The organism is Parcubacteria group bacterium (assembly GCA_041660065.1).
Classification (GTDB): Bacteria; Patescibacteriota; Minisyncoccia; order Moranbacterales.
In genome coordinates this window covers 1-13,481 of sequence record JBAZXC010000001.1, presented here as the reverse complement: position 1 = coordinate 13,481, position 13,481 = coordinate 1, and the positions used below count along the sequence as shown (strand labels likewise).

Genomic DNA, 13,481 nt, shown 5'->3' with positions numbered 1-13,481 from the left:
TCTTGATGTCCAGTACATAATTGTCAAAAGTATAAAATAGTGTATAATGCATAAAGTAATTCATATCTTTGGGCCGTAGCCAAGCGGTAAGGCAACGGGTTCTGGTCCCGTGATGCGTAGGTTCGAATCCTACCGGCCCAACAAATTTTTATCATAAAATTAAACGACCCCCTCACAGTTATGTGATTGGGTCGTTTGTCACTGGTCTTATCAAACTTTCAAAATATTACCAATTTTTTCAATGGTGTCGAGATCAGTACATTTGTTGAGTGCATCGCGTACTTGTCTCTTTCTTTTTTGAAGTGTTGTATCATGCACATATACCGGCAAACAAGCAGATGCTTTTTTCAGAACTACCTGTGCAGTTTGTTCGGACCACCCACCAAATCCAGAAGATTTAAATTTGATAATGGTGCCGTATCGGAACATGCATGCATGTATATACGATCCACTTAAAAATTCATTTAGCAATGACTTTAATTGATCAATATTACCAATCAATTCATCAGATAATTGCACATGAACTTCATAATAACTTCCCTCTGAAACAATTTGCGCTATGTTTTCCATTGTAAAAACCTCCGTTGCGGTGCCACATTGTGGCGTTGCGTTGAAGTATGATTCACCCATTGAATCATATAACTAGACAATATTGTATCATATATTTGATTATTTGTCAATAGTTAAAATGCCCGTATTTATTGGGTATTTTTCATTAAAAGTATTCGAACTTCTTCCCCTGCCTACCGGCAGGCAGGCATAGGGCCAACAATTTTTTGACAAATTTAAAAGCAACCAACTCATTTGAGTTGATTGCTCTTCTTTTTTCTAGTCAATCTTTATTACAGTGGCAAAAACCACTCGGGGATTGGTATGGTCAAACGGATTTACTTCTTCAATAACTGAGTTCCAACCATCCTTCTCCATCATCTCTACAACATTTTTATGAAGAAGTTCCCGACGATTGATGATAGCTTGAGCTTGTTTTCCTCCATACCCAGGATTTGAATGAGCCACAATCACAACACCATCCTCATTCTCCTTCGCCAACGGGGTTCCCATGTCAAATGCAGACTTACCCACTTGAGAGGTTGCTGAAACATTAGACACTGTGTAAATATTTGCGATAGCAACAAGAATAATAATCCCTGCGAAAAAACCTGCGAAAAAACTAATCATTACCTTTTTCATGATAATCTCCTTGTTTGTAAACAACATTTACGTGCTTCATTAGTATGAATAATATTATATCATATATTTGATTATTTGTCAATATTGTAAAAACCCCATATTATTGGGTATTTTCCATTAAAAGTTCGAACGTCGTCCCCTGCCTACCGGCAGGCAGACATAGGGCCAACAAAATTCAGCACAGTCTTGTGGCAATTTACTTGCATGTCAAGTAATTCCAAAAATTGAACACGATTCAAAAATCCCATTTTTCATGAGTATATGAGCAAAAGATTTTACATACTTCTTCAAATCAAAAGCCTCATGTACATAGTATATGTATATGAGGCTTCTTGCCTTGCTCACGCAACGACAACCCTATTGCGACCACGATCTTTTGCCGCATAAAGGGCATTGTCCGCAGCTGATACAACTCGCTCAGCTGTATCGCCATTTTGTGGATAACTTGCACACCCAACACTTGATGTGATGACGATCGTTCGATCGCCCCATGCGATCGATGCGTTTGCAATTAATTGTCGCAGACGCTCGGCATGTTGCAGCGCATCATCCTTATGAGTATCAGGAAGGACGATGACGAACTCTTCACCACCATATCGCACTACCAAATCTTCTTTGCGCGAATTTTCTTGGAGCAATTGCGCGAATTTTTGTAATACATGATCCCCGCACAGATGCCCATACTCGTCATTGATCTGCTTGAAATGATCAATGTCAAAGAACAACACCGAAAATATCAAACTCCTTCTTTGTGATCTCTGGATCTCCGCACAGAGAAACTTTTCCAAAAAGCGACGATTGGCCACACCAGTCAAGATGTCCGTCTGTGCAAGGCGTTCCAGATCAGCATTGTTCCGTGCGATGACCTGACAGAGGGCACTGAACGATCGCGTAAGAGATCCGATTTCATCTTGTGACTTGACCGTGATGTGTGTTGTAAATTCACGATTCTCGCGTGCATACTCGATACTCTTCTTGAGGCGCAACAAAGGACGAAAACACAAGATCTCCAATATGCACAACACGCTAAAGAAGTTCACCAGTGCAAATACTGCGATTGATACATGGGCATATTTCAATAGTCGCATTGAATCTGTATAGTATGTACGTGGTATGAAAAAATGCACGACAAATGCAATATCACCACGTATATCCTGCACACCTTGATATACTGAGAACATCTCATCACCCTCTTTTTTGACCATGTACGGATGTGCGCGCAACTGTTCTTGTGTGTAGAAACGATCATAATCAACGATAACATCAAAATCAATATCGATCTGTTTTTTGATACGATCGATCATTGGCTCAATGAACCGCCCCATGATCAACACACCACGCGCCGGTCCCTGATTTTGACTTGTCAGGATAAAACGACTCGACACGATCATCATGCCGCGACTCGTTGCAACGACGCCGGACACATACTGATCAACGAGCGCACGATCATCATGCGTACGTGGTATCAAAAAGCGATCCACATTCACCATGTCACGTGAGAATTCATCAATATCGATCTCCCTTTTCTGCACATAATCATAGACACGCGAAAATATCGTTTGATGCTCCATGTCCACAAAGTGCAGAAGATTCAACTTGGCATTCGTGAACGTGCTATCATCAATGTTCTCATCAATGTACTTTTGATCGCGTGAGACCATAAATGCATATGAAGCATCCCACGACGACCAGTCCGCACACATTTGATCAAGGTGTTTCATTTCATTTTGGAACACCTCCGTGATACGACGCACATTTGTCTCCACATGCTCATTTTCATGTACAATGATCGCCGGTTGGAAAATCGCGTTGAGCAGCATATGGCTCGCAGCGATGAACACAACAAGAAACCCCATGATCATCACAGCAATTTTTGATCGTAGGCCCATAGCATACCCCCTATCATCAGATATTTTACTCCACCGTGGAGTAGTTTTTTATATTGTCAAATAACCAAAAATCGTATAAATATACCACGAAACAATATTGTTGTCAAGAAATGTGACATGCAGTGTCAATATAAGAATATTTTTCAAAAAATACTATTCAGTACATAAAAAAGTCCGAACTTCCTCCGATAGAACCAACCATCGATTCATCTTTATTATCCGAAAAAAATTAAAAACCCGCTAGAAATACTTTTTCTAGCGGGCTTACGTTGTTCATGTTTGATCTCTATTCAGAAATGCTGACCTTGCGGAGAACTATGAGATCGCCATGGTGCACTCTCTGTTGTGTCTCACAACAAAATGCTTTGCTTTCCTTAAGAAGGTTTCTCACACACTTCTCTAAGTTCTGTTTTGATGTGCCAAATTGAGGAGAATCCAGATCACCTTTTTCAGATATTGGCTCAATCTTTACCATGCGACCATCCCATATTTCTATGAAATTTATGGAGGCCGGTTCCTGCAGATAGACACTGATATTAACCATGAGCTCCATAAAATCCGCACAGGGATCCCAGAGAAAATGTGTTTTATCATTCAGACACACACAATTCTTACCAAAATCATTTGCAAAAATATGCGCGTACACATCACCAGCAATAATACACATGCTCTGATGAATATTTTCTCGCCTGAACACAGAGAGAATCCTAAGCGCCGGTAACAGTTCCGCAGAAACAATTTTGATATACGGCATAAGACTCTCCTTCCCATCATCGGAAAAATGACTGACAACAGCACTCGGAAACGCCGACATGAGAATATTCGACATGCCATGTTTCTTTATCGTTCTCACGATACTATCTTTAATAATACCGCTATTTTCATAAAACCCCATCAATTCAACTCTTTGCATGATATTTCCTCCCAATAAAATAGAAAACCGGATGGCTATTTATTATAGACACTATTTTAAACAACGATGTAGCTGCTAATCGATCTATCAACAACTAGTCAATATAGTATTTTTTTGTGTATTTGTCAATAAAGTCATGTTAAATTTTCCTGTAAAATTTCTATCGCTGCGTGAACAAAGATGCGATCTTTTTCTTTTACATCCTCGGAAAGATCTTGATATGATAATCTGTGTTCTTTTTCGGCTCTGTTTATGTTCCGAATCAACCAATCCTCATGGACTACAAATGCTGCCCTTTCAATGAACTCTTCATCAAAAGCCCTTCCTTCTCTCGTTGCCGCTAAAACCTCATCGAGTGCAGCCTTGCTTCCACACCAACGCTCTTTTTTCCAGTCTTCGGGCAATTCATCATAACAAAGTTTTGCGAGGTCTGCTAGATTTGTCTTATGACATTTGATCCATTCTTGATCTGTAGTGATCTTTACCCGTGTTCCATTGTTTTTCTTCGCATAGATCACTTTGAATTTTTCGTGCACCAAATCGGAAGTCTTAATAATCATTTTTTCATAATTGCATTCTTTCATAATACACATAATGAAAACTCTTAATTGATTAAACCACCATTTCCACTATTTTGTTCATATATCGTCCATACGCCTCGACTTCTTGCGCGATGAGATTTTTGATCTTTTGACTCATGGGTCGAAACAATTCGATCCTTACAATGATCTTTGCCCTCTTCACAGAGCGAGACCAAACACCAATCACTTGTCCATTTGCCACAACGATCGGTTTGAATATGCCATTACTGGAGATCACTTTGCTATTTTCTTGTTCTTTCAGCAATATTTTCCTATTTCGGTAACTGATCACAAACTCATCAAAGGCTGGCAAAAGATGCACGGTATCTCCTGACAGGATTTGATCTCGCGAGGCAGAAGACCAATACGTAATATCATCAACCCTGTATGATTTCAACGATCTTTCTGCCAATGCGATAGATTTTTTTGCATCTGTAAGCGATAACCATGACCACCATGCAAAATCTTGTACTGTCGCCGGTCCATGACTAGTAAAATATCTCTGCGCAAGCAGTGCAAGTGATTCTTCTCGTGAATATTTTTTATGATTTTTCACTCGTTCTTTGAGAAGTGCGTATGTCTGTTTTTTCCCCTTCATCACGCCACTACAGATCGCACCATCCAACTCCGCAAGCATGAGCATATGATACATTTGATAACTGTCACATGACACGTCTTTCTTTTCAAATTCACCGATCAATTCCTCACGCGTCATATGGACATTTCCTGCCAAAACTTTTGCCATGATCGTCGAGCTTTTTGTGATCATTTTTTCTGTGATATGTAGCTGTGCATGTCTTTTTTTGAGAGATGTTTCAATTTTTTTTCCAGAGAGTGCCAGCATCCAGTAAATATCTTCCGCCACAACAAAATGCCATGTCGGTCGCAAAACATGTGTCCTGAGGATCTCACCATTATCAAAAGCTGATTGGATCATCGCATCAGTCACATTGTACAAACGCTTGCCAATTGCAGTTTTTGCCATAACAAAATCCTGTGCCTGCATCGCGCCCATCCACGAGACGACTTCCTTTGGCGTGCAAAACTCATGTCGTGTGATCTGTTGATTGACCAACCTGATCAACGCAATGTCTTGTGTATTCATGTTTTTTAGTATATATCAAAATGCCCACAGCTCCTATGAACACATTCGATTATTACGTGTTATGATAATATTATAATGAATCAATGACACATTTTACCCTGATTGACAACAGATCATTTTTGATATACAATAGCATGTTGTTATCAACGTTTTTCACCACAATAAAACTAGGGAGGTATGTGATGAAAGAATATGGACTGAAAGAATTAAGAGAAGAGATCATGGAAGGCATTGAGCCAAACGAAGAAGTAATCGGAAAAATGCCCTTGCGTTGGCGCGCAACCAAGCATACCCTCATCCTTGATGCGTCCTTGGGAGGATTGTTTTCAAAAGAAATTCATGCTGATCCCGCGCAAACGATCAGTCGATATGCAATACTCCTTGAAAAAAGTCTCTTCAGCACCACAGGAATCGACGTCCGTGGTTTCAAAAGACTTCGCAAAGAGGATTGGGAAATTCTCGATTGCATGATCGAAAAAGAGGAAACTGCCACATTAACATGAAAAGTACCAACAACCCCGTCACTCAAGCTTTAGTTTGGGTGACTTTTATTTTACTATTTAAAGAAAACAGGAAAGGAAAAACTTCCCGCATTTTCCGGTAGTCCCGAGGGATTACTTTTTTGAAAGACAAGATCGCCACCCAAAGCTCCGTTAGCATCAAACTTTAGCTCCACTTCAAAAGGCACATAATCATCCACCATCCAATCCCCTTTGGCTTGTGCTATGCCCTCACTTAAGACATTACCCTTTTCATCAACTAATTTTACAGGAAAAGATGCTTCAAAATACCAGTTCTTCGCCTCGCCTGTTATTGTAAGCGGGCTGACAATTGTTTCATTGACATGTGGCGACGTAACACGAATATTTATGCCTTCAGCAACTTTTTTACTATCAAGCTCGATCATCTCTTTTTCCGGTTTTACCCTTTCCATTGATCCTGTTTGTGACTTGGCATCTTTTGTTTGGTCATTTATAACCCCGTCACCATGTCCGCGCCACAACCACATGATAAAAACCAAAATAATGATCCCAATGATACATATCGTAAGCCACATCATTTTTTTACTCGAACCCCTATGTACATTCCGCGTATTTCTCGCATTTTGCATATCTCTCATATTTTATATATTATTCCTTATTTATATTATAAATATACCGTCCTTTTATTATTATTACAAACTTATCCTTTTTGTACACTTCTCCCGTCCGGACCGCCTGCCGGCGCTCTGTCGACCATAGCCCTGCCTACAGGCAGGCTTTGACGATGTACAACCAGTAGACATGAATTGGTCTTTAGCTGAGACTTTTTACTTTTAATTTACCTTCTGAATGATTGATTCCTCATGTTTTTCTGATATCTGCGTAGATGAAACATTTGCGTATCAACAAATAACTGTGTCACATTCCCATTAGTTGAAACTCTTTTGAAATATGACACACTCAATAAACCACTGTTCAATCTTTATCAGCACAAAAAGGGTATTGTGTAGAAGTCTGTCATTGCACAATGAGCGCTAAAGATGAGCAAATCCACCCAATACAACAACACTAAATAGTGATATATGTCTCATCACTCTTCTGGTAGATATACTATTTCTTGAAACAAGGGCCAAACTGCTGAGATTCGTCTATATCATACCTATCGCTCCAAATAGCGATGAATGGCAATATAACTGCTCACGAGTCCGAGAGAAGTGCCCCCAATAATAACAAGTATTACCACCTGTATGATATCTTTTCCATAAAACGACGAGACATCCACGTTATCTAAAATCTTTTTGATAAATGGAGCAAGCGCAAAAACTGTGATTACAAGAAGTATCGAACTAATGATCGCACTGGTCAAACCATACAACACGCCTTCTACAAGCGGTGGCATTTTTATATAGAGATTTGACGCACCTACGAGACGCATGATCTCAAATTCTTGACGATGCGCATAGAGACTCATGCGAATGGTATTGAGTGTCACCAGGATCGCAATTACAGCAAAGATCCCTCCAAGAATCAATCCAATGTTACGCACAAGAATAATGAGGTTATGAATTTCATCGATTACCGCCTTATTTTTTGCAAAACTAGTATCCATAATATAGTCCGCGTATTCCTGAAATGCATACGCATTGATCGATTCATATGCCGCAGCATCATATGCAACGATCACAAGAGATGCCGGTAGCGGGTTTTCTCCGATCATATCCAATGCCTCTTTGATCTCTTCACTATCCCCTTCTCGTGCAAGAAAATCCTGCATTGCTTGATCACGAGAAATATATGTGATGGATTGAATTTGCTCAATTGATCGATCTTCAATCTGCTTTTTAATCTCCAAAATTTTCTCCTCCGGCACAGTAAAATCAAAATACATGCTCACATTGATCCGTCCCTCGACAGAATCAATAACATGCAAAATTCCAAAACCGAGAAAAACAGCAACGCCTACGAGATACAGTGCCAGCGACATAATGATGACCGTTGCAAGAGTGAGCCATTTATCACGATAAAAATTTTGAATACCTTCACGAAAAACTCGTGCGAGCTTAATTGTTTTCATATATTATTTTGTGCACTAATAATGTATTTACCGCGCAGATCATCACGGACAATGCGCCCTCTATCCATTAGGATCACGCGTCGATTCAATTTGTCCACAATTGATTTGTCATGGGTCGCCAAGATCACAGTTGTGCCAAATGCATTGATCTTGAGAAGTAATTTCACGATCTCCAATGTAGAGATCGGGTCCAGATTACCTGTCGGCTCATCGGCAATAAGCACGCGCGGTCGATGGATCACTGCTCGTGCGAGAGATATGCGTTGCTGTTCTCCACCACTAAGCTGATTGGGATATTTTTGTCCCTTGTCTCCCATATTTACAACCTGTAGAATGTAGCTCACCTCATCATAGATCTGTGCATCAGATTTGCCATGCACTTCAAGTGTATAGGCGATATTCTCAAAAACAGTCTTTTGTGGCAATAATTTGAAATCTTGAAAAACTGTGCCAAAATTTCGACGAAAATATGGCAATAGCCGTCGTTTCGTCTGCGCAATATCTCGCCCGCCAAAATATACCGCACCTCCCGTTGGAAACTCATCAGCATAGATCATTTTGAGCAATGTTGATTTTCCAGCACCGCTTGCACCAACAAGCGATACAAACTCACCTTGATCAATTGCAAAATCCACATCACTGAGCGCGACAAAACCATCAGGATATTCTTTCGTTACTCTTTCCAAGTTGATTAATTTCATGTTCATTTAGTTTTTACCTAACTCTTTAACGCTCCTTCCTCTGCGTATTATAGCACAATTCTACTGTCGTAGAAATGCGATCACGAAATCATCAATATTCCCATCCAAGACATCCTCTACTTGTACCGTTTCATGCTTTGTCCGATGATCTTTGACCATTTTATACGGATGCAAAACATATGATCTGATCTGATTGCCCCATCCCGCCTCCACCATCTCACCGCGCAATTCTTTTTTCTTCCTCTCCTCCTCTTCAATAAAATTCTTATGCAGTTTTGCCATAAGTAATTTCATCGCACTTTCCTTATTTTGCGCTTGTGAACGCTCATTTTGACATTGTGCTTGTAGTCCTGTGGGGAGATGTGTGACGCGCACAGCACTATCTGTCGTATTAACATGTTGTCCGCCTGCGCCAGAAGATCGATATGTGTCTATGCGCAATTCGTCCGGCTTTACTTGCACTTCCTTGATCTCTTTGAGAATCGGCATCGCCTCCACACGCGCAAAAGATGTTTGCCGCAAATTGTCAGCATTAAAAGGCGAGAGACGCACCAATCGATGTACACCGGCTTCTGCACGCATGTGCCCATAGACCCATCGCCCATCAATTTCAATTGTTGCGCTTTTGATCCCCGCTTCCGCACCCGCCACCTCATCCAAAATTTTTACCGTATATTTCTTTCTTTCTGCCCATCGCAAATACATTTTGAGAAGCATCGACGCCCAATCTTGTGCATCCACACCGCCTGCGCCAGCATGAATTGTTACGATTGCACCATTTACATCATACTTTCCATCAAAAAGCGTAAGGAAATCCAATTTTTCAACAGATCTTTCAAGATTCTCCACTTGCACAGCAATGTCATCCCATTCCTTTTTGTCAGTGACCATCGCCGACAATTCCACAATGTCTTTCACGCTCTGAAAAAGCGTGTCAAATTGATCGACTTCACCACGCAATTGTTCCAATTCCTGCATGATCCCGCGCGCTCGCCCTTGATCATTCCAAAACCCCTCTTCTGCACAGAGGATTTCCAGCTGAACGATCTGATGTTTCTTATCTGCAATGTCAAAGAGAGTCCTGCAGCTGCAGGAGTTTATTTTTTATCACATCACACTTTTCAACGATCTCTCGCATAAAAAAATAATTTAATGAGCCATCTGTCGGATTCGAACCGACGACCTGCACGTTACGAGTGTGCTGCTCTACCAGCTGAGCTAAGATGGCAACTCACACATTATGCCACAAGTCTCAAAAATTGCAAACATGCACTAATGCGCTATGCGCTTTCTTTTATATGTCTTGATTTGCCGTATACCAAAAAATACTACACATAATGCACTTACAATCTCCACCGGAAACATATACCCCATCACAATATCACTTTTCTGCCTGATTGCGCCCTCACCATCCACAAAACGCGCTCGCGCATAATATACGCCAAAAACAGATGGGATATCCTGCATGAATGTAAACGTGAATTTCTTTCCTGGCATCACAAAATGATCTTCCGCATTAAAATCATATGCTGATTTCTTATTTGTCACAATATTGCGCAAAAAAATATCTCCATGCGGTACATAGTGTATATTGCCCGTGTTTTCAAATTGCGCCCGATATATTATCTGATGCGTTGTGAACAGTGGCACATCAAACCAGTGCAATGTCCCCGTCGCGTGTGTATTTCCTTTTACATTAACCAACACGTGTACTCCAATCTGACCCTGAACTTTTACAGAAGCATCACCGACTGGCACCATACGAAAAATCACTGCTCCACGATGACTGCCTACAGAAGCATTTTCCGGCACATGCACTGTAAATGAAACGTCCTTTCCCGCGTTTGGAGGAAGATCAAACTCTTTTTCTGGTATATTTATCCATTCTTTGATCCCATTCTGCTCATCGCTGTCATTTCGCAAAATGATAGAATTTTCATCACCAATATCATAATCCATTATATCCACGATGATCTTTTGTGTTTCATCAGATACATTTGTCACCTTCACATTAAAATTTTGATTTTCATCAATATCCATATCAAATGCAATCTTACTCTCGCTAACTGCAATGCCTAACTTTTCTGCACATACAAACGACGGAAAAAGAGAGATTGTGAGAAAAATAGCAATAATGACATTATATAATGTGATTTTCATATGATTGACGCAAAATTATTTTTTGTGGTCTTTTTTGATATTTGTAAGATTTTCTCTACTGATAATTGCAAATTTCTTTTTAAACCACCACAGAACCATTGTACCAAATATCGCCCCACAGGCAATTGCAACAGTAGTCTTGAGCGGAACGACAAAGAACCGAGGAATCTCCCCTTGAAAAATCACTGACCCATCTTCCGATTTCATATCCAAGTTTGCACTATACACACCATAATCCCATGGTCCAAACGATGTATTTTTAATAAAGAGTCTCGTTTTGCCTGGATACAGCACTTCTGGATCAATCTCTATCACAGAATATTTCTTTCCATTTTTTTTAATCGTCATATGGCCACCTGCCTTATAGTGCACATTACCATCGCTACGCAAACGTGCACTCAATCCGATCGTATCACCCCAAAAAATTTTTTGTGTTGGAGAAAAATCCTCAACACGACCATCGGTTCGCATCGGTTCGTCTCCCTGCACCGCAAGCGTGACCAAGACACCTACACGATAGTTCACGCCCAATTGCACGCTCCCACCCTGCTCATTGTCCACATTCGCATTGCTCGCACTGGTTTTGAAAAAGATTGTCCCATAATATCCATTGGTCGGTTGTCCCTCAGGAATTTTTACGTGAAACTCAAATTCTTTTGTTTCCCCAGGAGCAATTGTAAAATCATCCGGCGCATCAATCCAATTGATCACATCAAACGCTTTGAGAGGATGCTCCTCCTGCGGTACATAAAATTCCGCTTGCATCGTATCATCCGAAACCAAAAAATCCTCTACGCTCACATGCACATCGTGTGAAATATCCGAAAAATTGTGTACATAGATCTTATCCGTCTTTTCCTCTCCTTCACGCACAATCCAATCAAATCTGATCGGAGATATCTGTACACCCGCTTCTGGTGAATCACCAGCATTCGCTATGTGCCAACAAGACACCAAAAAGAAAAATGAGATCAAAAATAATAATGGTTTATTCATAACTTCTATAATAATTACAATTGGATCTGCTCTACATCATCATACCATACTGCACAAAATTATAGTATATTAAACAAAAAACCGCTTAACATATGCCTGTAAGCGGTTCTTGATGTATCGCAATTTATTCTGCCATCCCGAATCCCTTATCACTGAGCATCCATGACCTACAAAACTACGGCCTACCTGTTGCAGTATATGTGACAGAACCATCATATTCTCCGGCAATCTGAGTAGATGGTACATCTACGCGATAACATACAACGGTATCTGTTGATGCATTGGAATATGCTGTATGTTCCATAATGTTCGTATCTATACTTGGAAGACCGGCGTAGAGTTGACCAGCATCATCACACGTTGTGCTTGTTCCCCACCATGTCGTATTCTTAGTTGCAGTAGAAGAAAGAACGCCAAATCCCAATCCTGTACTACTCCATGCTACTGCATTCCCATCACCTGCATTTAGAGTTGGATCCCACGCTGTCTTGTCTGCAATTTGCCCATCAAGCGTTCCCGAGAGTGTCTCATGATATAACGCATTTGATGCACCACGATCATCTGCCACTGAAAGATTGTATCCTTCTGCATCGTTTGTTGTCACTGTACATGTTGTCGTATTGGAAACAGGAGTTCCCGGCGTCACCACATTTGCTCCACCTCCATCAATATCCACATCACCTCCACAATTTAGAGTCATTGTCTCTCCCACGGTTACAGAAAGATTTACTCCATCTGTATCAGTTGCCGCAAAAGCAACAGATGTCATTGACAGCGACAATGCGATTGCGCCTGTTACTGCAAAAATTTTCTTCATTTGCATATTTTGTTTTTTATTATTTATTATTTTTTTGTTATACCATTTCCCTAGAAACAAACAGAGGATCAACATTTCTTGATCCAAGCCGGTTTTGCCATTCGACTCCCCGCATTTCATAGGCAACCAATCATCAAACTAAATACGGATCATTGTCTCTTATTGTTCTTGAAACATTATACCACAGAATATGATTTTTTTGTAAATAGCAAGTTATCCACAGTGTATCAGTCACCCCCTATTCTTACCCCATTAAACCAATCCACACTGCCTACCAATGGTCAGCCTTGATCTGCGATCTTTCACTTTTCACTTTTTACTTTTCCAGCCCGAGGCTGGTCAGCCTTTGACTGAAACTTTTGATTTTATATTTTTGATCTTTGATTTTATTATGGTCTGCCTGACGCCGTATACGTCACTGATCCTTCATATTCTCCTGATAGCTGTGTACTGGGGACGTTTATGCGGTAGCAGATCTCTGTGTCTGTGTGGGTGTTGCTGTAGGTTGTGTGTCTCATGATGTCTGTTGTGGTGTGCGGGATACCGGCGTAGAGTTGATCTGGATCATCACA

The 13,481-nt window shown here is 40.6% G+C and carries 15 protein-coding genes and 2 tRNA genes; 2 read left to right on the top strand and 15 right to left on the bottom strand.

From position 1 onward, the window contains the following. Positions 1 to 69: 69 nt before the first annotated feature. Positions 70 to 141: transfer RNA gene (locus WC819_00085), tRNA-Gln, on the top strand. 69 nt (positions 142 to 210) lie between these two features. On the opposite strand, the gene WC819_00080 is transcribed toward WC819_00085, so the two are convergent. From WC819_00080 to WC819_00055, 6 genes are all read right to left on the bottom strand, one after another. Then, positions 211 to 630 carry a hypothetical protein gene (locus WC819_00080; protein ID MFA5985728.1) on the bottom strand — a complete coding sequence of 140 codons (420 nt, stop codon included), beginning with the start codon at positions 628 to 630 and terminating at the stop codon, positions 211 to 213. 198 nt (positions 631 to 828) lie between these two features. Then, a complete protein-coding gene (locus tag WC819_00075) occupies positions 829 to 1,191 on the bottom strand; it encodes a hypothetical protein (protein MFA5985727.1) in 363 nt (120 codons plus the stop codon). Positions 1,192 to 1,532: 341 nt separating this feature from the next. Further along, positions 1,533 to 3,080: a diguanylate cyclase gene (locus WC819_00070; GenBank protein MFA5985726.1), complete on the bottom strand. Its 1,548-nt coding sequence runs from the start codon at positions 3,078 to 3,080 to the stop codon at positions 1,533 to 1,535. 286 nt (positions 3,081 to 3,366) lie between these two features. Beyond that, on the bottom strand, positions 3,367 to 3,993 hold the full coding sequence (locus WC819_00065; GenBank protein ID MFA5985725.1) for a hypothetical protein: 627 nt from the start codon (positions 3,991 to 3,993) through the stop codon (positions 3,367 to 3,369). A gap of 134 nt (positions 3,994 to 4,127) precedes the next feature. Next, entirely contained in the window at positions 4,128 to 4,577 is a 450-nt protein-coding gene (locus WC819_00060; GenBank protein ID MFA5985724.1) for a hypothetical protein, read from the bottom strand. Positions 4,578 to 4,605: 28 nt separating this feature from the next. Then, positions 4,606 to 5,679, bottom strand: a complete 1,074-nt coding sequence (locus WC819_00055) for a winged helix DNA-binding domain-containing protein (GenBank protein MFA5985723.1) — start codon at positions 5,677 to 5,679, stop codon at positions 4,606 to 4,608. A gap of 182 nt (positions 5,680 to 5,861) precedes the next feature. Between WC819_00055 and WC819_00050 the strand changes: the two genes are divergently transcribed. Next, positions 5,862 to 6,182: a hypothetical protein gene (locus tag WC819_00050; protein ID MFA5985722.1), complete on the top strand. Its 321-nt coding sequence runs from the start codon at positions 5,862 to 5,864 to the stop codon at positions 6,180 to 6,182. Positions 6,183 to 6,235: 53 nt separating this feature from the next. Here the strand turns inward: WC819_00050 and WC819_00045 are convergent, their stop codons facing one another. The 9 genes from WC819_00045 to WC819_00005 all read right to left on the bottom strand — a co-directional run. Continuing rightward, positions 6,236 to 6,790 (bottom strand): Gmad2 immunoglobulin-like domain-containing protein, encoded by a 555-nt coding sequence (locus WC819_00045; protein ID MFA5985721.1) that lies wholly within the window; start codon positions 6,788 to 6,790, stop codon positions 6,236 to 6,238. 530 nt (positions 6,791 to 7,320) lie between these two features. Then, entirely contained in the window at positions 7,321 to 8,235 is a 915-nt protein-coding gene (locus WC819_00040) for a permease-like cell division protein FtsX (GenBank protein MFA5985720.1), read from the bottom strand. Further along, positions 8,232 to 8,936 (bottom strand): cell division ATP-binding protein FtsE, encoded by a 705-nt coding sequence (ftsE, locus tag WC819_00035; GenBank protein ID MFA5985719.1) that lies wholly within the window; start codon positions 8,934 to 8,936, stop codon positions 8,232 to 8,234. Before ftsE ends, WC819_00040 begins: the two co-directional genes overlap by 4 nt. A 60-nt stretch (positions 8,937 to 8,996) precedes the next feature. Further along, positions 8,997 to 10,074 (bottom strand): peptide chain release factor 2 gene (gene prfB, locus WC819_00030; protein MFA5985718.1). Its coding sequence is split into 2 segments (ribosomal slippage): positions 8,997 to 10,007 and positions 10,009 to 10,074, totalling 1,077 coding nucleotides; the frame shifts between segments, so codons are not numbered across the junction. Between the two features lie 17 nt (positions 10,075 to 10,091). Beyond that, positions 10,092 to 10,164: transfer RNA gene (locus WC819_00025), tRNA-Thr, on the bottom strand. A gap of 44 nt (positions 10,165 to 10,208) precedes the next feature. Then, positions 10,209 to 11,096 (bottom strand): DUF916 domain-containing protein, encoded by an 888-nt coding sequence (locus tag WC819_00020; GenBank protein ID MFA5985717.1) that lies wholly within the window; start codon positions 11,094 to 11,096, stop codon positions 10,209 to 10,211. 15 nt (positions 11,097 to 11,111) lie between these two features. After that, complete coding sequence (locus WC819_00015; GenBank protein MFA5985716.1) at positions 11,112 to 12,092, bottom strand: hypothetical protein; 981 nt, start codon at positions 12,090 to 12,092, stop codon at positions 11,112 to 11,114. 175 nt (positions 12,093 to 12,267) lie between these two features. After that, positions 12,268 to 12,915, bottom strand: a complete 648-nt coding sequence (locus WC819_00010; protein MFA5985715.1) for a hypothetical protein — start codon at positions 12,913 to 12,915, stop codon at positions 12,268 to 12,270. A 383-nt stretch (positions 12,916 to 13,298) separates the two neighbouring features. Next, positions 13,299 to 13,481, bottom strand: a 183-nt coding sequence (locus WC819_00005) for a hypothetical protein (GenBank protein ID MFA5985714.1), incomplete at its 5' end; no start/stop codon positions are given.

Coding starts and splice junctions, on each gene's coding strand:
- WC819_00080 (MFA5985728.1), bottom strand. CDS start 630: ATGGGTGAATCATACTTCAACGCAACGCCACAATGTGGCACCGCAACG.
- WC819_00050 (MFA5985722.1), top strand. CDS start 5,862: ATGAAAGAATATGGACTGAAAGAATTAAGAGAAGAGATCATGGAAGGC.
- ftsE (MFA5985719.1), bottom strand. CDS start 8,936: ATGAAATTAATCAACTTGGAAAGAGTAACGAAAGAATATCCTGATGGT.
- WC819_00060 (MFA5985724.1), bottom strand. CDS start 4,577: ATGAAAGAATGCAATTATGAAAAAATGATTATTAAGACTTCCGATTTG.
- WC819_00055 (MFA5985723.1), bottom strand. CDS start 5,679: ATGAATACACAAGACATTGCGTTGATCAGGTTGGTCAATCAACAGATC.
- WC819_00045 (MFA5985721.1), bottom strand. CDS start 6,790: ATGCAAAATGCGAGAAATACGCGGAATGTACATAGGGGTTCGAGTAAA.
- WC819_00020 (MFA5985717.1), bottom strand. CDS start 11,096: ATGAAAATCACATTATATAATGTCATTATTGCTATTTTTCTCACAATC.
- WC819_00065 (MFA5985725.1), bottom strand. CDS start 3,993: ATGCAAAGAGTTGAATTGATGGGGTTTTATGAAAATAGCGGTATTATT.
- WC819_00070 (MFA5985726.1), bottom strand. CDS start 3,080: ATGGGCCTACGATCAAAAATTGCTGTGATGATCATGGGGTTTCTTGTT.
- WC819_00010 (MFA5985715.1), bottom strand. CDS start 12,915: ATGCAAATGAAGAAAATTTTTGCAGTAACAGGCGCAATCGCATTGTCG.
- WC819_00015 (MFA5985716.1), bottom strand. CDS start 12,092: ATGAATAAACCATTATTATTTTTGATCTCATTTTTCTTTTTGGTGTCT.
- WC819_00075 (MFA5985727.1), bottom strand. CDS start 1,191: ATGAAAAAGGTAATGATTAGTTTTTTCGCAGGTTTTTTCGCAGGGATT.
- WC819_00040 (MFA5985720.1), bottom strand. CDS start 8,235: ATGAAAACAATTAAGCTCGCACGAGTTTTTCGTGAAGGTATTCAAAAT.